A 20,537-nucleotide genomic window follows, 5' to 3' on the forward strand; every position below is an offset into this window, starting at 1 on the left:
CACCCGCACCACCACGGCAGAAACCCACCTGTGCGCCCCCCACACCCCACGCGCTACCATGAGCAGAGATGAACGCTCCCCTCGCGGAGGACCGCCTCCAGCGCATCCTCGACCTGCTCTCCCGGAACGGCCGCATGCGCACCACCGCCCTGACCGAAGCGCTCGGCGTCAGCGGCGCCACCACCCGCCGCGACCTCGACCTGCTCGCCAGCCGCGGCCTGATCCGCAAACTCCACGGCGGCGCGGCCCTCGCCAGCCAGGACCAGCAGTACACCGACCGGCAACAACTCCACCAGGACGCCAAGACCCGCCTCGCCCAGACCGCCCTGAACCTCATCCAGCCCGGCCAGACCCTCTACCTCGACGCGGGCACCACCGCCCAGGCCGTCGCCCACGCCCTGAAACGCGCGCCGCAACTGACCCGCACCCTGCGCGTCGTCACCCACGGCATCGACGTCGCCTACGAACTCAACGGCGAATGCCCCCTGTACGTCGTCGGCGGCGAACTCTACGGCAGCACGTACAGCCTCACCGGCCCCGACGCCCTCGACACCATCCGCCGCTACCGCTACGACCTCTTCCTGGTCGGCTGCACCAGCATCGACCCCACCCGCGGCCTGACCAACAGCAACCTCATCGAAGCGCAGCAGAAAGCCGCCATCATGACCCAAACCACACGCACCGTCCTCATCGCCGACCACAGCAAATGGGGCCCCACGGGCTTCGCCACCTTCGCCACCCTGAACCAGATCCACGACTGGGTCACCGACCACGCCGGACCCGTCGCCCGCTGCGCCTTCGAGGAAGCCGGCGTCACAGTCCACGACAGCGCCTGAACCGCTCCGGGTCGTCCCCCGCCGGGGGTGAGGCACCTGCGGTCACGCCCACGGGAGGCCCTCGCTACCATCACCCCATGAAACGCCTCCTGCTGAGCGCGCTCCTGGCCGTCACCACGGCGCACGCCGCGCCCGCCATCACCCCCACCCTGCGCATCCCGGGCGCCGCGCAGGTCAAGCTGACCGAGCAGGACGTGAACCTCATGTCCATGAGCCTGTTCACCGCCAGAAACCTGCTGTCCGGCATCGAATCCGGCGACCTCACCAGTTTCCCCTGCCTGGACGACGACGGCATCGTCACCCTGCTGGACCGCAACGACGTCACCGCGTACACCGCCGTCAGGACCGCCCTGAAGAGCCAGGGCTGGACCACCGCGCAGGAGGTCCGCTCCCCCATCGGCGAGGCCACCGCGTTCAGGCTCACCCGCGGCAACGTGAACCTCATGGGCATGTGGATGAAAAATCCCGACCGCGCCGCGACCCGCTCACGACTCGCCCTGTGCCAGCTGAAAACCGACTGGAAACCCCGCCCGGCCCCCGCCGACGCCGCACTGTCCGCCCCGGCTGCCGGACCTCTCGGCGCTGCCCTCCGGCTCACCATCCCCAACTGGTTCGACCCGGCCGGTGTCCTGTACGGCACGGTCACCCGCGACGACACCGAACATCTCGCCGTGCGCGGCACCATCAACCGCCGGGGCGAGGCCACCCTCACCCTCGCCCGTCCGCCCGCCCCGGCGCTGCGCTCCGCCGCGGACTGGCCCGCCGTGTTCCTCGACGACAACTGCACATCAGGCGTGACTGTCAGCAACCCGCAGGCGCAACTGGCTGCCGTCGACACGCTCCTGTTCGTCCCGCTGAACGAGAAAGCCACCGACCGACAGGTCCTCAAGGCCGGAGAAACCACCAGCTCGTTCTTCCTGGCCGAACGCTACCAGCCGACCGAATCCGCGTACGTCACGCTCGTGTACGCCTCGGCCCAGGTGACCCTGCGAGGAACCGCCAAGTGCCCATCCGGGGTCCGCCAGGTGAACCTGAACCTGCCCGCCGGGTGGTCCGTGATCTACCGCTTCCAGTCGAACGGCAGTGACGGCGCCGTCCGGCTCGTGAACGCACCCGCGCAGGCAGCGGTTCAGTACTGGGACCGCTGACCGCAGGGGCGATCCACCCAGGGTGACCGGGTGGATCGCCCCTGCCGAACTTCAGTTCAACCGCCGCAGTTCCTGACTCAGTCGTTCGCGCAGGCGGGCGTACACCTCGCGCGCCACCTGATCCAGGTCCACGCTGCTGCGCGGCTGGGCGCGGCGGCCCACCGCCTGATCCTCGGGCGGTCGGGCCGGTTTCGCGGCCGGGGCGGGCGCGCGGTCAGTGGCGGCCGCGTGCCACAGCGGCGAGGTGCCCGGGGGCGGTGCGGCGGGAAGCGCGGCGGACACCGACTGGACGGGCGCCGGTGCGGACGGAACCGCGGGTGCCCACGCGTCCGCACTCACGGACGGGCGCGCAGCCGGGTCCGGTGCGTCCCAGGCGGGCAGCGGCTCCCACGGGGCGGGCAGGCCCGGCGCGCGGCGCGGCGCATCCACCCTGGACTGGCGTGCGGGGTCGGCCTGCGCGAACGCGGCGTGTTCGGTGGCGAGGGCCACGCCTTCCTCGTCCACGGCGGCGGGACGGCCGGGGCGCGGACTGGCGTCCGGTCGCGGCGGCTGCGTGGGACGGGTCAGGGCTGCCGGGACGAACAGCGGATCGCGGGCGCGGCGGGCGTGCGTGACCTCGTGCGCGGCCAGTGCCAGCCCCGCCGCGCTGCCCAGCGGCACGTCGTGCGGCAGGAACACCGTCTCCCCGACCGTCAGGCCGTCGGCGCGGGCCGCCCGCAGCGCGGGCGTGACCTCGGGGCGGCGCACGACCCGGACGTCCGCGACGCTGGTCCCCAGCACGCCCCGCAGGGCGTCCTGCTCGCCGGGCGACAGGGGCGTGCCGTGCCCGTCGCGGGCCAGCGCGTGCTCCAGCGCCGCCAGGACCGCCTGATCCGTGCCCGTGCGGGTGCGGCCGGGCGTCGGGGCGGCCTTCAGGAGCTGGGGACCGGGTGCCGCGCGGCGTGGGGCACCCGGCGCCAGGAGTGGCGCGCCGGGCGCCAGCCGCGCCGGAACGGGCCGGACCCCCCGCTCCGGCGCGGCGTCCAGCGGGTCAGGGGCGGACCTGTCCGCCGAGCCGGTGCGTGTCGGGCGCACCGGCTCGAGGCGGGTCTCGTCGGCACCGGTGGCGGGCTGCATCCGGGCGCCGCGGTCCGCAGGCTCGGCGGCCCAGGCAGGCGGGGCGTCCGTCGCATCGGCCGCCCGGGTCGCCTCTGCCCGTGGGAGAGGGCCAGCGACTGGCGGTGTCCGGTCTGGACTCGGCGCCTCGGCGGGCCGTGGGGCAGGTGCGGACAGCCAGTCGACAGCATCTGGACGGTCCGGGCGCACCGGGCCGGGCTGCCACCCGGCGGGGTGCAGGACCGGCGCGGCGGACGGCACGGGGAGTGCGCCGGGTGGGATGGCCGGAGCGGTCGGCGTCACAGTCGCGGGCACCGGCCGGTTCGCTCGGATCGGTGTGAACGCTGCCGGGACGGGGGCCGCCACGGGTCGTCCCGGCTCTGGCAGCCACGCGAAGGGCGGTGCCGGGAAGGCCACCACGGGCGGGAGCGTGGCCTGCGCGGGCATCGGCAGGAGCGGCGCGGGCAGCGCGGCCCGTTGCAGCGCCGCCCCCCAGCCTCCCGGTGCGGACAGAGGACCGGGCGGGCGTGCGGAACCCTCCGGCACAGGTCGGGGAAGCACCGGCGCCAGCACGCCCGGGGCAGACGGTGGGACGACCGCGCCACCCGGGCGGTTCGTGGAGATCGCGTCGGCATCCGGGCGCGGTGTCGATCCGGTGGGACCCGTCGGCCGCCCCGGCCCGGGCGCGCGCCACCCTGCGGGTATCGGCGCAGCGGCGACGGCCCGGCTGTCCGCGTGCAGGCCTGCGGGGACGATCGCCGGGGTCGCCCTGTCGTCCGTCCCCGTGAAGGGCGCGGTGGCGTCCCCTGCTGCGGCCGCGCGGGCGGCGGCGTCCGTGGGCGCAGGGCCACCGGCGGGCGCACCGAGGAGAGTCGGCCGGATCAGCGCGGTGCCCGCATCGAGGGGGGTGTCGGGCAGGCGCGTGGTCGGTTCGGGCCTCCCCGACTGTCGTCCCGGCGTGGCGGAACGTACCGGTGCCCGGCGAGGGGAGGGGGCGACTGGGGGCACACCGCGACGTTCCGGGGCGTCACCCGGCGCCGCCCGCACTGCCGGGACCGGCGCCGCGGTGGTGGGGGTCAGTGTGGTGGGTGTGGTCTGTGCCGGTGTCATGATCGGCGGTCTGGTGAGCGACGCGACCGGGCGTGGGACGCCCAGTGGCCCTGCCTGTGTGGGGGCCTGCACGGTCCGCGCGGGCACCGCCCGACTGGGCCGTGGGGGACCGGTCCGCTCCGTCGGGGGGCTGCGGTCCACGGTGGCCTGGACATCCAGCCCACCCGCGGCCAGCGGCGCCTCCACCGGACGGTCCGGCGTCAGGGCCGCGCCCCGGTCCGGCTGGAGCGTGGGCAGCGACGGACCGGGCTGCGTGGCGACCGCGCGGGCCATCACGGACGCTGCCTGACCGGTCACCGGCATGCTGGGGTGCCGCTTTTCGCCATCCGCGGGGCCGACATCGGGTCGCCCGTGCAGCCGAGCGTCCGGGAATGTCGGGCGGCCCGGCGGCCAGGACGGGTCGCCGTCCGTGCGCAGGACGGAGCCCGGTGCATCGGCCGTCGGCACGGACGCCTCACTGACCGGTTCGCCCGGTGGGGGCACCGGGGTGGCCGGACCGGCCGGGTCGGGTGAGGTGACGACGTCCACGGCTGGCGGGGCGGCAGGCGCCGGATCGGCCCACGTGGGCGTGATCTGCCCTGCGGACAGCTGGACTTCAGGCCGCGCGACGCTGAGGACAGGGAGCGTCCCTGGCCGGTCGGCGGCTGGACCGGCCGGGTCAGGCTGAGCCTGGAGCAGCGGGGACGGCGCGGACTCCGGGTGAGGCCCTGGCGTCCTGACCGGCCAGGTTGTCGGAACTGGCGGGGGCGTCTGCACCGGTACGGTCGACTGTTCTGGCACGGTCGTCTGCACTGGCACGGTCGACTGCACCGGCACGGTCGCGCGGCTCAGGGCGTGGGCGACCTCCGCGCGGTTGTCCTCGGTGCGGTTGACCTCCGCGCGGGTGACCCTGGGCCCGGCCTGCGGGATCTGGCGGGCGACGGCGGGCGGCGCGACCGGGTCGAGTCCCGGCAGCGTCACCGGAGCGGACTGCGCCGGTGTGCGCAGGGCAGCGGGGACGGGCGTCACGGCGACGTCCGGTCTCTCCGCCACGGGTTCGGGTGGCAACGAGTCCGTCAGGGGATCGTAATTGACCTCGGCCCGGGCCGGATGGTCTGTCGGCTGCGCTCCCGGGGTGCCGCTGGGGGTCGTGGGCGGCGCTACCTGCGCCGGTGCCGGGACTGCTGCGTCCGTCCCGACGGGCAGGGGCGCGCTGTCCGGACGGACCGCTGCATCCGACGGGTGCAGGGCGTCCGGCGCCGCGCCGGGGCGGGAACCTCGCTCGGGTTCCTCGTCACTGTCCGCCGGGGACTGCCGCGCTGCCTGCGGCTCGCGGCCCTGTCGGCTGCGCGCCCGGACGCGGGTCGCACCCCCCGTCGCGGGCGGCGCGGGGTCCAGGCGGGGCGTGGGGGCAGGGCTCGGCGATTCGGCCGGTGCGGCGGTCGGGGTGACGTTGCGTTCCGGGTGGTGATCCTGCCAGTTTTCCAGCTGCCCGAACGGAATGGCGCTCTCGTCGGTCTCGCCCGCCGCCTCGAGTTCCGCGAAGCGGTTCAGGCGCGCCAGGATGTTCTGCGACACGTCCGTGGGGATGGGCGGCGCGACCTTCACCGCCTCCGGCTCCGAGGGTGGGGCGGGGGCGCGCAGGGGCACCGGGCGGGGGCGGCGCGGCAGACGCACGGGGATGTCGTTGTTCCCGCCGCGCATGAGCGCCTCGAGTTCCTGCCGTTCGCGCGCCTGCGCGTCCCGCTGCGCCTGCAGCTGCTCGGCCGCCTGGGCCTCGTCCGCTGCGCTGGATGAGGCTGCGGGGCTCTGCGCACGGTGGGCTGCCGTGCTGGCGTCCGCGTTGGGGGCATCGACGGCGTCGGCGTCAGCCGCGACGGGATGGGCGGCGACGGCATGGGCGGCGATGGAGTCAGGGGATCTGATCTCGCTCGCCCGGTCGGCCGCCGGGACCTCGACGGCGGGGCTGGCCAGGGTGGGTTCCGGCGTCGGGACGGCTGCCCGGGTTGACTGAGGAGCGTCGTCGGTGAGCGGGGAGGCCGTGGTGGGGGGCACGCCCGGCTCCTGGGCGGCCACCGGCCGGGCGACCTGCGGGCCCGCTTCGGCAGCCTCGCCCGGCGGGAGCGCGGTCCGCCCGGCGTCGGCTGGAGCGGCGCGCTGGTCCTCCGACCGGAGCGGCTCGGCGGCCGGGCGCGGCGGGACGGGGGCGTGCCCGGCCGCCGAGCCCAGTGGGGGCTGCGACGGCATCCCTGCCACTGGGGCTGTCTGGGCTGGATTTGTCCGGGCCGCAATGGGCTGAACCGGGGCGGGCTGGGCGTCAGCGACCGCCTCCGGCAGCGGGTGGACCGGCGCGGCAGGCGGTGCGGGCTGGGGCGCGTCGACGCTGGACGCCTCGGTATTCAGCGCCAGGGCCTCCATGAACGACGCGGCACGCAGCGGGCGCGCTTCGAGATCACGCGGGACCGCCGGGCTCGCCGCCGCGGAGAGGCCGGGCGTGGGCCTCAGGGACTGGTCCGCCCCGAGGGGGGGCAGGCCGGGTGGGGGCGTCTCGCTCAGGCCTGCGGCGAGCAGCGCCGCGTGATCCCCGTACGGGTCCACCGGGGCGGGCGTGAATCCGGCCGTGCCGCTCGGGTCCCAGGCGGCAGGCGCCTGCCCGGTCGGCTGAACGCCCGGCACACTGGGCAGAGCGGGCCGCGGGACACCCGGTGCCGAACCTGACTGGCTGGGCTGCACGCCGGACTGCACGCTGACCGGCGCGGTCGCGTGCAGGGGCGCGGGACCCGGCTGGACGGCGGCCGGGGCGACCTGGGACGCAGGGGAGGTCGGCGCGCCCGGCGTGAGCCCGGTCTGCTCCGCCCGGGTCTGCCCAGGCCAGGACTGCTCGGGCCAGATCTGCTCAGGCCCGGTCTGTTCCGGCCCGGTCGCCTCGGCCGGTGCGGCCCCGGGCCACGTCGGGTCGGACCAGCCGGGCGTGGGGAGCGCGGCGGCCGGGAGCGCGATCAGCCGGGCGGGAACGCGGCGGACCCGTCCGGGCAGGGTGGCGGCGGTCGCGCCCGGCTGGCCCGGCATGGGCAGGGCAGGGGCGGGCAGGATGGGGCGGGGCGGCGCGAGCGGCGCGCCCGGCAGGGCCGGTCCCCAGGCTGGGGCGGCGTCCTGTCGCGTGACGGCCATGCGCGTGGCGTGTTTCAGGCGGGCGAGCCGCTCGTCGGTGAAATTCACAGCGCTCCTTTCAGGGTCGCGGGGGAAACGGAAGGGGGTGGGGCGGGGCGCGCGTTACTGACTGAACTGCAGGAAGCCCGCGTGCGCGAGTTCCAGCGTCTCGACGGCCACCGCGTCCCCATTGCCGGTGAACTGCGGGCCGCTCCACTTCACGGGGTACGCCTGGAGCAGTTCGAAACGCGTCAGGACCGCGCCGCTCGTCTGGTACACGGTGACGGTCACGTTGCGGACGTCCAGGTAGCCCTGCACGATGTTCAGGTGCCACTGCAGCAGCTGCTGCCCGGCGACCACGCCGCGCTTGAGGGTCAGGTTGCCCACCTTGGACCGCACCGGGAGGCGCAGCACGCGGTCGTTCACGCCGCCCTCGACGAAATCCAGGGTCTCGGTCTCGATGGCCAGCCCGCTGACCTCGCTGAACGCCGCCTGCTCCAGACCGTCGATGGCGACGTGGTAGCGGTGGTTGGACAGCACCTGATGCGCGGACTTCTGCGGCGTGGTCGGCACCGGCAGCCCGAGGCGGCGGGCGGCGGCCTCGGCACTCATGGTGTGACTGGCGTGCACGCCGCGGCTGTCCACTCGGACCGTGGCTTGCCCGGCGGATGTGCCGACGCGGCCCACGCCGCCGCGCGCGGTGGCGGTGACGCGCGGGCGGGTCACGGCTGGCCTCCGCTGCGCCGGACGTGGTCGAGGCGCAGGTCCTCGAGCATCAGGGCGTACACGCGCCGCGTGATCTCGTCCAGGTCGGGCAGGTGCGGCCTGGGCGCGCGGGTGCCGACGGCCGTCTGCTCAGCCTGGGCCGGGCCGGGGGTCTGGGGGGCGGGAGCGGGGGCTCTCACGCGCCCGCCAGGTCGGCGCTCAGGTCGAGTTCCAGCACGGCGCCGCAGTGGGGGCATTCGGTCTCGACGGTGTCGGGCAGGAAGGTGTCGGGCAGGGCCGCCGGGAGGGGCGTGGCGGGTGCGTGGGTGGGCGGCGTGAAGGCGGCGGGGGCGTGGCCGCTGTTCAGGTGGGCGTACAGCTGTTGCAGGTGCGCGAAGTCCGCGGCGGGCAGGGCGGCCAGGACGTCGGGCGTGACGGGCGCGAAGGGGCCCAGGCGGGTGGTGACGCGCGCCAGGAGCAGCAGTGGGTAGTAGGCCTCGTTGCGCTGCACGCGCGGGTCGCCCAGGGGTTCGATCTCGTCGAGGGCGGTCGCGGGGCGCATGAGACCCTGGCGGTGAAGGTGCCCGTCGGACGTGAGGAGTCCGACGGGCAGCATGAAGGGCAGTTCGTTCACGCTCGGTTACCCCCGAAGCTGGCCCCCGGTGTGGGGCGGGGCCAGTCGATGGACTGGGAGGGGCGGTGCGGGGCGCGGGGTGGGCGCGCCCTGCACCGGGGTGGGGGTCAGCCGCCGACGGGCACGCGCTTGTAGCCTTCGTGCGTGATGGTCAGTTCCTCGATGGCGACCTCGTTGCTCTTGGCGTCGTAGGTGGGGCCGTTGAGTTTGCTGGGCCAGGCGCGCTCGAAGGTCCAGGCGGCGACGGGTTCGCCCTTCTGGTTGTGCAGGGTGATGGTGCCGCTGCGGCGGGCCTCGTCCATCTTGCCTTCCTCGACCTGCTGGCGCCAGCCCCACATGTCCATGTCGTTGGTGATGCCGCGCTTGAGGACGATGTCGTTGTACTTCATGGTGCCGGGTTCGCGGATCAGCACGGCGCGGCCCTTCTCGTCGGTGGCGCGGTATTCGACGACCTGGCTCTCGCTGCCCAGGCCGGTGCATTCACGGAAGGCGCCGACGACCTTGTTGTCGAACTGGACGCTGAAGTAGGCGGCGACGAGCGGATCTTTGCGGGTGGGTGCGGTCATGGGGTACCTCCGGGGTCAGGGAAACGAGGGGGCGGGGATGGGTGAATGGGGGCGTTACTGCCCGCCACCGGCGTACTGGCTGAAGCGGAACACGATGAACTCGGCGGGTTTGACCGGCGCGAGGCCGATCTCGATCTGCAGCATGCCGCGGTCGCGGAGTTCGGCGGGGTTGAGTTCGCCGTCGCACTTCACGTAGAAGGCCTCGCGGGGGGTGTTGCCGAACAGCGCGCCGTCGCGCCAGACGCTGGTGAGGAAGGAGTTGATGTCGCGGCGGATGCGGAACCACAGGTTCTCGTCGTTGGGTTCGAACACCGCCCACTGGGTGCCGCGCTCGATGCTCTTCTCGACGTAGTTGAACAGGCGCCGCACGGGCACGTAGCGCCACTGGGCGTTGCTGGACAGCGTCCGGGCGCCCCAGACGCGCACGCCCATGCCGGGGAACTCGCGGATGCAGTTCACGCCGATGGGGTTCAGGATGTCCTGTTCGCTCTTGGTGACCTGCAGGGACGGCCCGAGGATGCCGCGCACGATCTCGTTGGCGGGGGCCTTGTGCACGCCGCGTTCGACGTCGTTGCGGGCGTAGATTCCGGCCACGAAGCCGCTGGGGGGCACCATCATGGGGTTGCCGTCGGGACCTTCGACCTTCACCCAGGGGTAGTACAGGGCGGCGTAGCTGGAGTCGAAGTTGGTGTCGACGTTGCGCCACTTCACGACCTGCTGCGGGGTGAGGTCGGGTGGGGTGTCGAGCAGCGCGATGCGGTTGGCGTTGCGTTCGCAGTGGTCGATCAGGGCGCGCTGGACGCTCTTGACGCCGTCTTCGTTGATCATGCCCGCCTGGTAGGCGCTCATGAGGTCGGGCACGGCGATCATGCTGACTTCCTCGGCGATCTCGAGACTCTCGATGCCGCTGCGGCCGTCGACGCTGCCCACGAAGTCCTGCCCTTTGATCTCGCGGCCCTGCTCGATGACGTTGCTGTCGGCCTGCAGGACGTACGCGCCGGGTTCCGGGGCGCGCTCGACGAGGGGACCGGCGCTGCTGGTCTCCTCGATGGTGATCAGGGCGCTGTCCTTGTTCACGACCTCGGCGACGCTGCGGGCGTGCTTCTTGCCCATGCTGACGTTCGGGAAGGTCTCGGTGACGTCGTTGCGGGTGACCTTCAGGGTGAACAGGCCGTCGCTGCCTTCCTCGGGGTCGGTCTTGCCGTCCTTGGTCTTGGGGGCGTCGCCGGTCTTGATGGGGTCGGCGGGGAGCACCTCGATCTGGATGTCGCTCTGGCGGCCGTCGCGGGCGGCGATGCTCAGGCTGGGCACGGCCTTGCTGGCGCGGCTGGGCAGTTGCAGGGGGCGGGCGGCCTCGACGGTGCGTTTGGCCTGGGTGGCCTGGGCGGGCACGAGGCGCACCACGTAGCAGCGGGTGCCGCCGTTGTTGAAGTACGCGTAGACGCTCTGGGCGAGGTACGCGCCGTCCATGAAGGGGTTCTTCTCGCCGCGCGCGTCTGTGGTGCCGAAGATCTCCTTGAACTGCTGCCAGTTGGCCACGAAGACGGGCGTGTTGGCGGGGCCGCTGGGGGCGAAACCGACGAAGGCGGCGGTGGTGGTGCTGATGCCCTCGATGGGGCGGGGTCCACTCTGGATTTCTTCGACGTAGACGCCTGGGGATAGGTATTCAGCCATGGGTTCCTCCGGTGAAAGTGCAGTGTTTGACGACCCCCGCGGCTGCTGCGTGGGTGGGCGTTGAACGCTGAGGTCCACAGGCTTCCAGAACTGACCGGGCGTGTAAACCGCATGTGAGCAGACGCGGGCGGGTCTTCGTTTCTATACTGACCAGTCACACAGTTGTGCCCGAGGTTGGAACTTTGAAGAATAGCCTTCTACAACGTCATTTTCGAGTGAGATACCTCGCATTCCACCCGCTGGTGGCATCCGTGGGTGGGGCCCGTTTTCCCGGAAATCCGTCTAGACATGTGAGGCGGCGGGCGTGATCGCCGACGTCCAGCAGGCCCTGCGCGACCTGATCTACACCGAGGCGCAGCTGCCCCGCGACGCCATCGACATCCGCTTCGCCGCGCCCACCGGCAGCTGGGTCAGCAGCCTGACCCGCCCCACGCTGAACCTCTTCCTGCACGACCTGCGCGAGAACGCCGGACTGCGCTCCATGGAATTCAGCCACGCCCCGGGCCCCGGCGGCGTGCAGCGCCAGCTGGCCCCCCGGCGCATGGACCTGCGCTTCCTGATCACCGTGTTCTTCAAGGCGCAGCTGGACGAACTGGGCCGCGACGAATGGAACGTCCTGTGGCGCGTCCTGGCCGCCCTGCTGCGCCAGGACGAATGGGAGGACCGCTACCTGCCCGACGAGGCCCGCCGCCTGAACCTGGGCGTGCTGGGCAGCGTCACGCACGGCGACACGCCGCAGTCGGTCTTCACCAGCCTGGGCCTGAGCCTGCGCCCGCACCTGCAGTACACCGTCACCGTGCCCCTGGACCTGAACGTCGGCACCTACGCGCCGCTGGTCCTCGAACGCGACCTCGCCGTGCGCGGCGGCCCGGACAGGGACGCGCCGCTGGCCTCACAGCGCCGCCGCAGCTCCTGGCAGCTACGCGCCCCCGACGGGCGTCCCCTGGCCGACGCGCTCGTGCGCAGCGACAGCGGCGCGCGCGGCTACACCGACCCCACCGGCACCGTGCACCTCGACGCGCCGCGCGACGCGGTCGGCACCCTGCACGTCCTCACCCTGGACGGGCAGACCCACACCCTCACCCCGCACACCGAACAGGCCCAGCTGACCCTGGACGTCCCCGGAGGCCCCGCATGACCCGACCCCTCACCCGCCCCCCGGCCCGCGACGTGCTGGGCACCGGCCTGGCCTTCCCGTTCGGCGTGAACCCCCGCGGGCAGCTGGGCATGGTCAGCGGCGAACGCGCCGTCGCGCAGGCCATCATGACCCTCCTGATGACCGCCCCCGGGCAGCGCGTCATGCGCCCCGAGTACGGCTGCCGCATCCACGACCTGGTGTTCGCCCCCGGCGACGCCACCACCCTGGGCCTGGCGTCCTACTACGTCGACGAGGCCATCCGCCGCTGGGAACCCCGCGTGACCGTCGAACGCGTCCAGGCGCGCCTGGACCCCGCCGACCCCGGCCGGATCGTCGTGGACCTGCGCTACGTGCTGCGCGGCACCCCGGACACCCGCTCCCTGATCTTCCCCTTCTACCGCGCCCCCTGACCCCCCCCGGAGACCCCACCGTGCCGCTACCCACCGTGAACCTCGACGACCGCCGCTTCGACGACATCCTCGAAGAGGCCCGCCGCCTGATCCCGCAGTTCTGCCCCGAATGGACCGACCACAACCCCAGCGACCCCGGCATGGCCATCCTGGAGGTGTTCGCGTGGATGACCGACCTGCTGCTGTACCGCGTGAACCAGGTGCCGGACAAACTGCTGATCGCCTTCCTGGACCTGATCGGAGTGCAGCTCGCCCCGCCGCGCGCCGCGCAGGCCCCGGTCACCTTCTACCTGAGCGCCCCGCAGGACGCCCCGCTGGCCATCGCGCCCGGCACCGAGGTCGCCACGCTGCGCACCGAGGTGAACGAGGCGACCGTGTTCTCCACCGAACGCAGCGGCGTGATCCGCCCCCCGGTCCTGACCGGCCTGTACACCGCCAACACCCTCGCGCAGGTGCGCGGGGACGCCGACGACACGCGCGGCGTGCGGCACGACCTCGCGCAGCTGGGCCTGCCCGGCTACCGCTTCCCGATCTTCCAGCCGCAACCGCAACCCGGCGACGCGCTGTTCGTGCAGCTGCAGGACGACCACAGCGACCACGTCCTGGCCCTGCACTTCGGCGTGGAACTCGCCGGGGGCGCCGGCGTGAACCCCAACCACCCCCCGTACGTGTGGGAGGCGTGGCAGGGCGGCGTGAGCCGCTGGGCGCAGTGCGAGATCGAGTACGACGGCACCCAGGCCTTCAACGTGTCCGGCGAGCTGATCCTGCGCCTGCCCACCCTGCGCGAGGGCACCTTCTTCGAGGGACGCGGGTACTGGCTGCGCTGCCGCCTGACCAACGAGCAGATGCACGCCGGGTACCGCGTCAGCCCCGACCTGGAAACCCTGCGTGTGGACGCCCGCGGCGTCACCGTGCCCGCCCGGCACGCCACGGTCGTCAGGAACGAACTGCTCGGGCAGAGTGACGGCACGCCGGGTCAGCGCTTCACGCTCCTGAACGGCCCGGTCCTGCACCTCGACCCGGACCGCGACCTGATCGAGGTCCTCACGCCCGAAGGGGACAGCACCCTGTTCACGCCGGTCACGGACTTCAGCCTGTCCTCGCCGCTCGACCCGCACTTCACGTTCGACACCGCCACCCGCGAGGTCGCCTTCGGCCCCAGCGTCCTGCAACCCGACGGCAGCGTGTACCGCTTCGGCCTGACCCCCGCCCAGGGCGCGACCATCCGCATGACCCGCTACCAGTACGGCGGCGGCGCCGTCGGGAACGTCCCGGCCCGCAGCCTCAGCGTCCTCAAGAGCAGCCTGCCCTACGTGGCGCGCGTCACCAACCACGCCCCCGCCGTCGGCGGCCGCAACGCCCAGCAGCTCGAGGACGCCGTGCAGCGCGTCCCGCACCTGCTGCGCACCCGCACCCGCGCCGTCACCGCCGACGACTACGAACACCTCGCCGCGCAGGTGCCCGGCGTCGCCCGCGCCCGCTGCGTCACCCCGAACATGCACGCGCCCGGCCAGACCTACCCCGGCCAGATCCGCGCCCTGCACGTCCCGCCCGGCCAGGTCACGGTCGCCGTGCTGCCCGAGGTGCGCCCCGGCGACCCCGGCGTGGACGCCGACCCGCTGACGCCCGGCCGGGTCGCGCCCGAACGCCTGACCCTCAGCGCGGAACTGCGCGCGGCGGTGCAGGAGGAACTCGACCTGCGCCGCCCGGTCGGCACCACCCTCGACCTGCGCGCCCCGCAGTACGTGTGGGTCAGCGTCACCGCCACCGTCCGCGCCGCGCACGCCGCCAGCCGCCCCGCCCGCGAGGACGTCCGCCGCCGCGCCCTGCACGCCCTGTACACGTACCTGAGCCCCTACACCGGCGGTCCCGAAGGGCAGGGCTGGCCCTTCGGCCGCACCCTGACCCTCAGCGAACTGTACGGCCTGCTGCGCGCCGTGCCGGGCCTGGAAGTCGTCGAGGACGTGCAGGTCGTCCTGACCGAACCCGGCCAGCCCGAGACGCGCGAGGTCGTCACCGGCAGCCTCCCCATGCCCCCGCAGGCGCTGATCGTCAGCGACGTGCACCACGTCCGGGTGGAACAGGGATGAGACGGCTTCCGTCTGTTCCGTCAGCAACCCGGAACACCACCGGGCTGCTCACTCCACGCCCGGAACCCTATAGCCTCCTGCTCGCGTCCGCTCGGACTGAACGGTGTGCGCACACCGTTCAGTCGGAGTCCGTATGAGCGCCTCGTTGCAGGTCCGCCGGGGGGGCGAGGTGCTGCGGGTCCTGCCGCTGGCCCGCGCCCTGTCCATCGGCCGCACGCCCGACAACGGGCTGCCGCTGCGGGACCCGTCGGTCGCCATCCGCCACGCCGAGATCAGCGCCGAGGGCGGCGCGCTGCTCCTGACGCACCTCGCGGGCGGCGAGCACGTCACGTTCGTCAACGGCCACCGCCTCGCGCCGAACGAACCGCGCCGCCTGGAACCCGGCGACGAGATCCAGATCGGCCCGTTCACGCTGGCGTTCCTGACCGCCGCGCCCGAGACCCGCCCGGCGCCCGCCCCCGCCGGACGCGTGCGCGAACAGGGGGACCTCGCCTCCCGGCCCGCCCGCGCGCCGCTGCCCACCTACCCGCCGGAAGCCCCGGCGCGCGGCACGCTGGCGCTGTACACCGAGTTCCTCCCGCCCTTCTTCCAGGAATCCGAGTTCCTGTCGCGCTACCTGAAGATCTTCGAGGCGATCTGGGAGCCCCTCCAGCGCCGCCAGGACAGCGTCGACATGATCTTCGACCCCAGGGTCGCGCCGCCGCGCGTGCTCGCGTGGATGGCCGGGTGGCTGGGCGTCCCACTGGACCCCCACTGGCCCGAGGCGCGCCAGCGCGCGTGGCTGCGCGAGGCCGTCACCCTGTACCGCTGGCGCGGCACCCGTTACGGCCTGAGCCGCGCCCTGGAAACCGTGTACGGCCTGAGCCCGGTCCTGCGCGAGGACAGCGCCCAGCCGCACACCCTGACCGTGCGCCTGCTCGACCCGCCCGACGGGGACGACACCGCCAGCCGCGCGGCCGTCACCGCGTTCATCCACGCGCACGCCCCCGCGCACACCCGCGTGGACGTCGAGTGGGTCAGCGCCGACGCGGCCAGCCCCTCCCCGCCCGCCCCGGCCGACGCCGCCCCGCCCCCTGAACCCGAACCGGTCACCGCCCAGCCCACCCCGCCCCCCGCTGCACCCGACGGACCCCCCGCATGACCGACACGAAAATCTTCCACCACTACCAGCTGACCCGCCCCCTGGGCGGCGACTGGCTGGGCGCCATGCACGTCGCCACCGATCTCGACGAGGGCCGCGAGGTCGCCCTGCGCGTCCTGGACGAGACCACCAGCGGCCAGTCGTTCCTGCTCATGCAGCTCGAGCGGCTGCTGCTGCGCGTCAGCACCCTGAAACACGCGCACCTGCTGCCCACCGGGGAACTCCAGACCCGCGCCGGGCGCGCCTTCTACGCCATGGACCTCGGCCGCGCCGGCAGCGCCCGCGCGCTGCTGCAGGCCCAGGCGAAAGAAGCCCGGCCCCTGCCGCTCGTGACCGCCGTGGAACTCGTCCGGCAGGCCACCGCCGGGCTGGCGCACGCACACGCGCACGGCCTGATGCACGGCAACCTGAAACCCGAGAACCTGATCCTCCAGCCGGGCCGCGCGCTGCTCGGTCAGACCGGGTACGTCACGCAACTGTCGGACTTCGGCCTGGCGGAACTTCGCGCCGGGAGTTACGGCACGCACGACCGCGCCGTCGTGAACGCCCTGGCGTACATGAGCCCCGAACAGTGCCGGGGCGTACGCAACGAACTGCGCACCGACCTGTACGCCCTGGGCCTCGTGCTGTACGAACTGCTGACCGGCCTCGTGCCGTTCGACATCCGCGACGCCGCCGACGCCCTGGAAAAACACCAGCACGTCGCGCCCCGCCAGCCCAGCGCCCTGCGCCCGGAGATGCCCGAGGCCCTGGAGGAGGTGATCCTCACCTGCCTCGCCAAGGACCCCGAGGACCGCTACCCCGACGCCGCCGCGCTGGAAGGCGCGCTGCAGGGCATCCTGAACGGCCTGATGCCCGGCGGCCCGGAACCCACCGTGCGCCTGAGCGCCCTGCCGTTCCTGCCGCCCCCACCCCCGCTGGACGGCGTGACGCCCGGCACGGACCTGAATTTGCTGGTCTTCAGCGAACGCCACGACCTGCTGCGCACCCTGCCTGTGACCAGCGACACGCTGACCGTGGGCCGCGCCCACAGCAACAGCGTCGTGCTGGAACACGCCGGGGTCAGCCGCCACCACCTGAACGTCACCTTCCAGGCCGGTCAGGCCAGCGTCACCGAACTGACCGCCACGAACGGCGCCGTCATGGACGGCCTGCCCCTGACCCCCATGACCCCGCTGCGCTGGCCCGACCGCACCCCGCTGTACCTGCGGCCCTACTGGCTGGTGCTCGTCCCGCCCCGCCGCGCGCCCACCCGCGCCCGGATCGTGGTCACGCCCGACGTGGAGCGCCTGACCCTCACGCCCGGCCGCCCCGCGCAGCTGCACCTGAACCTCGCCAACACCGGCGTGACCGTGGACCACTTCCGCCTGAGCCTGGACGGCATCCCCGAGGACTGGGTGCTCGACGCGCACCAGGAAGTGCAGCTGAACCCCGGCACGCAGGGCAGCGCCACCCTGACCGTGCAGGCCCCCCGCGAGAGCCGCGCCCGCGCCGGAACGTACGACGTGACCGTCGTCGCCCGCTCCCGCGAGAATCCCGAGGAGACCGGCACGGCCCCGCTGAAGGTCGTCGTCACGCCGTTCCACGAGACGGTCGCCACGCTCCTGCCCCCCACCCGCCGCACCTGGCGGCACACGACCTACACCCTGAAACTGGAGAACAGGGGCAACACCGACCTGATCCTCGCGCCGCAACTGCGCGACAACGAGGGCGAGGTGCACGTCCTGCCCAGACTGCAGGACCTCGTGCAGCTGCCGCAGGCGCCCAACGCCGCCGGGCACGTCGTGAACCCCGAACAGCTGGCCCGCGAGGCCGCCCGGCAGGCCGCGATGGAGGCCCGCAACGCCGCCACGAGCACCGCCCGCCGCATCCTGATGGGCCAGGGCCGCATCCGCGTGACCGACATGCCCGCCCGCGTCACCCTGGCCGCCGGGGCGCGCAGCGAGGACACCATCAAGGTCCGCGTGCCGCTGCGCTGGTTCGGCAGTCCCAGCCAGCACACCCTGCAGGTGAACGTCCAGCCGGTCAACGACCAGAACGAGATCGAGGACCGCGTCGTCACCAGCGCCGAGGGGCAACTGCACCACCTCCCCCTGATCCCGCTGTGGCTGCTGCCGATCCTGATCCTGCTGCTGGGCGTCCTGATCTGGTGGCTGACCCGCCCCCCGCAGATCACGCAGTTCGACCTGTCCGGCAGCGACACCGTCGTCGCGCCGGGGCAGCCGTTCATGCTCCGGTGGGACACCAGCAACGCCCGGAACGTCAGCATCCTCGAACTCGGCGGGACCGGCCAGGACCTGAATGGGGACGGCCAGCTGAAAGTCGACGGCATCCAGAAGGACCAGAAGTACACCCTGGTCGCCCGCTCGCTGCTCGGACGGCGCGTGGAACGCTCGCAGGTCGTGCAGGCCCGCTTCGAACGGCCCGTCATCGAACAGTTCGACGTGACCCCAGCCCGCGTGTCCGGCAACCAGCCGGTGACCGTCACGTGGCGCGTGAAGAACGCCGCGCAGGTCAGCATCAGCGAACTCGGCAAGGTGGGCGCCAGCGGCACCCGCAAGTTCATCCCGAACAAGGACACCACCTTCACCCTGACCGCGCAGAACGGCAGCGAACGCGAAAGCGACCAGCGCACCGTCAGCGTCCTCGGGCCCGAAGTCAAGGAATTCAAACTCACGCCACCCAGGGTCAAGAAGGGCGAGAGCGCCGTCCTGTCCTGGAACGTCGTGAACGCCACCCAGGTCAGCATCGACGGCCTGGGCACCGTCGCCGCCACCGGCAAACGCACCGTCACCCCCCGCGACGAGGGCAACGCCACGTACGTCATCACCGCCACCGGCGCCGGCGGCCTGACCAAGAGCGCCAACATCCGCCTGGAACTCGTGACGCCCAAACCCGAATTCACGGGCTTCGAGGTCACCCCCAACCCCGTCGACAGCGACCAGCAGTTCAAGATCAGCTGGAAGACGAAAAACGCCACCGGCGTCAGCGTCCAGTACGGCGAGGGCACCGAGGAGAGCGGGCCATCCGGTGAGACCATCAAACAGGCGCCCCTCCTGAGCACCACCATCACCCTGACCGCCCGCAACGACGCCGGGGACCAGGTTTCCGTCAGCAAACAGCTGAACGTCAACCTGATCGATCAGACCGCCAGGGCCGCCGCCGAGGCCGCCAAGCAGGCCCAGCAGGCGGAGAAGGCCGCGCAGGAGCAGGAAAACACCAACGTCGGCAAGGTGTCGTTCACCGCCGAACCCCAGACGATCACCGGGGAGGGGGACGTGACCCTGAACTGGCAGGCCGACGGCTTCGCGGAAGTCAGTATCAAACCCCTGATCGGCAACCGCCCGAACGGACGGTTCGACCCGACCGGAACCAAACGCATCGAGAAGGTCAACACCACCCGCACCTACACGCTGGTGCTGTACCTGCGCAACAACAAACAGAAGACCATCGAACGCACGGTCAAGGTCGTCCCGCTGCCCGTGAAGATCAACGCCTTCACGCTGAGCCAGACGCAACTGAGCGCGCCCGGCACCGTCACGCTGAGCTGGGACGTCGCCAACGCCCAGAGCGTGCGCCTCGCCGGACTGAAAGGCCCACTCACGAACGGTCAGTGGCCCGCAAAAGGCAGCACCACCGTGCAGGTGGGCGCGACCCGAACCTTCACTCTGACCGCCGGAACCCAGGTGCAGCAGCAGACCGTGCGCGTCACGCTGCCCGCACCGGTCGTGCAGACGTTCACCCTCAGTCCCACGCAGATCACCGGGAAGGGCGTCGTCGTGCTGACTTGGAAGGTGCAGAACGCCACCGCCGTGCGCATCGACGGCGTGAAGGGCCCCAACCGTGACGGCAGCTGGCCCGCACAGGGGCAGACCCCCGTCCCGGTGAGCGCCACGCGCACGTTCGTGCTGCGCGCCGGCACCGCCAAGGCCACCCAGACGGTCACCGTGACCGCTGCCCCCACCCCGCAGATCACGGGCTTCACCGCCACCCCGAACGTCCTGACCGGACCCGGCGCCGTGACGCTCAGCTGGACCGCGCAGAACACCAGCGCCGTGCGCCTGAGCGGCCCCGCCGGAATGATCGGCACCACGCACCCCGCCAGCGGCAGAGCCAGCGTGCAGGTCACGAAGACCGGGACGTACACCGTCACCGCCGGCGGGCAGAGCCGCAAGGTCACCGTCACCGTGAAACCCGCGCCGCAGACCAACCCGGCGGTGACGCCTCCGACCGGTGGTACGGCCACGCCTCAGGTGCAGAGTGAAGGCACCAGGATCACGAACTTCCGGGCGAGCCGCAGCGCCATCAACGCCGGGGAGAGCGTCACCTTCAACTGGTTCACCATCAACGCGAAAGTCGTCCGTATCGAAGGGGTGCCCGGCGACCTTCCCCCCAGGGGGCAGGTCACGATCACGCCCAGCCAGACGCAGACGTACACCCTGACGGCCGACGATGTCGTGTACAAGACGCCCATCACGGTCCGCGTCCGCGACACCGGCGCCGACTACAGCGACCTGAGCGGCACCTGGACGCACCCGTTCGGCGTCGTGACCATGACCGTCACCGGCAAGTCCGGCACCGGGACGTTCAGCAGCAACCGCCCCGGCGTGCCCGGCGTGACCATCGAACTGGTCTTCAACGGGGACACCGTCACCGCCACCTCCCAGAAGAATCCGGATTTCAGTTTCGTCGCGTCCCTGCGTTCGGGCCGCAAGGCCATGCTGGGGACGTACACCCTGAAGGGCGAGCAGGAACGCTGGTGCATGTACCGTCCGGGCACGCCCAGACCCGCCGAGTGCAAATGAGGGCGGCTCAGGTGGTGCAGGCGCAGGTGGGTGCAGGTCAGGTCAGCAGCGTGCAG

Annotated in this window: 13 protein-coding genes; 7 read left to right on the forward strand and 6 right to left on the reverse strand. The window is 72.7% G+C overall.

Translation table 11 applies throughout. The features are described from left to right. Positions 1–68: 68 nt before the first annotated feature. Positions 69–836 (forward strand): DeoR/GlpR family DNA-binding transcription regulator, encoded by a 768-nt coding sequence (locus DEIGR_RS16775; protein WP_058979219.1) that lies wholly within the window; start codon positions 69–71, stop codon positions 834–836. A gap of 77 nt (positions 837–913) precedes the next feature. Beyond that, positions 914–1,984 (forward strand): hypothetical protein, encoded by a 1,071-nt coding sequence (locus DEIGR_RS16780; protein WP_058979221.1) that lies wholly within the window; start codon positions 914–916, stop codon positions 1,982–1,984. 51 nt (positions 1,985–2,035) lie between these two features. Here DEIGR_RS16780 and DEIGR_RS19885 read toward each other — a convergent pair whose 3' ends face one another. The 6 genes from DEIGR_RS19885 to DEIGR_RS16815 form a co-directional block, all read right to left on the reverse strand. Then, positions 2,036–7,387: an eCIS core domain-containing protein gene (locus DEIGR_RS19885; RefSeq protein WP_083524239.1), complete on the reverse strand. Its 5,352-nt coding sequence runs from the start codon at positions 7,385–7,387 to the stop codon at positions 2,036–2,038. A gap of 54 nt (positions 7,388–7,441) precedes the next feature. Beyond that, on the reverse strand, positions 7,442–8,044 hold the full coding sequence (locus DEIGR_RS16795) for a phage tail protein (protein WP_236704917.1): 603 nt from the start codon (positions 8,042–8,044) through the stop codon (positions 7,442–7,444). Beyond that, a complete protein-coding gene (locus tag DEIGR_RS16800; RefSeq protein WP_058979229.1) occupies positions 8,041–8,223 on the reverse strand; it encodes a hypothetical protein in 183 nt (60 codons plus the stop codon). The genes DEIGR_RS16795 and DEIGR_RS16800 overlap by 4 nt, the downstream gene beginning before the upstream one ends. After that, entirely contained in the window at positions 8,220–8,657 is a 438-nt protein-coding gene (locus tag DEIGR_RS16805; protein WP_058979231.1) for a hypothetical protein, read from the reverse strand. The genes DEIGR_RS16800 and DEIGR_RS16805 overlap by 4 nt, the downstream gene beginning before the upstream one ends. A 107-nt stretch (positions 8,658–8,764) precedes the next feature. Next, complete coding sequence (locus DEIGR_RS16810) at positions 8,765–9,223, reverse strand: phage tail protein (protein ID WP_058979232.1); 459 nt, start codon at positions 9,221–9,223, stop codon at positions 8,765–8,767. Between the two features lie 54 nt (positions 9,224–9,277). After that, positions 9,278–10,897, reverse strand: a complete 1,620-nt coding sequence (locus tag DEIGR_RS16815; RefSeq protein ID WP_058979233.1) for a phage tail sheath family protein — start codon at positions 10,895–10,897, stop codon at positions 9,278–9,280. Positions 10,898–11,201: 304 nt separating this feature from the next. Between DEIGR_RS16815 and DEIGR_RS16820 the strand changes: the two genes are divergently transcribed. The 5 genes from DEIGR_RS16820 (at position 11,202) to DEIGR_RS16840 (ending at position 20,481) form a co-directional block, all read left to right on the forward strand. Beyond that, entirely contained in the window at positions 11,202–12,035 is an 834-nt protein-coding gene (locus tag DEIGR_RS16820) for a Pvc16 family protein (protein WP_083524240.1), read from the forward strand. After that, positions 12,032–12,445 (forward strand): GPW/gp25 family protein, encoded by a 414-nt coding sequence (locus DEIGR_RS16825; RefSeq protein ID WP_058979234.1) that lies wholly within the window; start codon positions 12,032–12,034, stop codon positions 12,443–12,445. The genes DEIGR_RS16820 and DEIGR_RS16825 overlap by 4 nt, the downstream gene beginning before the upstream one ends. Positions 12,446–12,465: 20 nt before the next feature. Beyond that, a complete protein-coding gene (locus DEIGR_RS16830; RefSeq protein WP_058979235.1) occupies positions 12,466–14,535 on the forward strand; it encodes a putative baseplate assembly protein in 2,070 nt (689 codons plus the stop codon). A 133-nt stretch (positions 14,536–14,668) separates the two neighbouring features. Then, the gene (locus DEIGR_RS16835; RefSeq protein ID WP_083524241.1) at positions 14,669–15,676 is read left to right on the forward strand and encodes a phage tail protein; all 1,008 of its coding nucleotides are present in this window, start codon (positions 14,669–14,671) and stop codon (positions 15,674–15,676) included. Next, positions 15,673–20,481 (forward strand): serine/threonine protein kinase, encoded by a 4,809-nt coding sequence (locus tag DEIGR_RS16840; protein ID WP_058979237.1) that lies wholly within the window; start codon positions 15,673–15,675, stop codon positions 20,479–20,481. Before DEIGR_RS16835 ends, DEIGR_RS16840 begins: the two co-directional genes overlap by 4 nt. The last annotated feature ends 56 nt before the right edge of the window (positions 20,482–20,537 follow it).

Source organism: Deinococcus grandis, assembly GCF_001485435.1.
In the GTDB taxonomy this organism is placed as follows: domain Bacteria; phylum Deinococcota; class Deinococci; order Deinococcales; family Deinococcaceae; genus Deinococcus; species Deinococcus grandis.

What these genes read in the sequence shown, in the direction of transcription:
- DEIGR_RS16780 (WP_058979221.1), top strand. Translation starts at nt 914, where the DNA reads ATGAAACGCCTCCTGCTGAGCGCGCTCCTGGCCGTCACCACGGCGCAC.
- DEIGR_RS16775 (WP_058979219.1), top strand. Translation starts at nt 69, where the DNA reads ATGAACGCTCCCCTCGCGGAGGACCGCCTCCAGCGCATCCTCGACCTG.
- DEIGR_RS16840 (WP_058979237.1), top strand. Translation starts at nt 15,673, where the DNA reads ATGACCGACACGAAAATCTTCCACCACTACCAGCTGACCCGCCCCCTG.
- DEIGR_RS16835 (WP_083524241.1), top strand. Translation starts at nt 14,669, where the DNA reads ATGAGCGCCTCGTTGCAGGTCCGCCGGGGGGGCGAGGTGCTGCGGGTC.
- DEIGR_RS16810 (WP_058979232.1), bottom strand. Translation starts at nt 9,223, where the DNA reads ATGACCGCACCCACCCGCAAAGATCCGCTCGTCGCCGCCTACTTCAGC.
- DEIGR_RS16815 (WP_058979233.1), bottom strand. Translation starts at nt 10,897, where the DNA reads ATGGCTGAATACCTATCCCCAGGCGTCTACGTCGAAGAAATCCAGAGT.
- DEIGR_RS16825 (WP_058979234.1), top strand. Translation starts at nt 12,032, where the DNA reads ATGACCCGACCCCTCACCCGCCCCCCGGCCCGCGACGTGCTGGGCACC.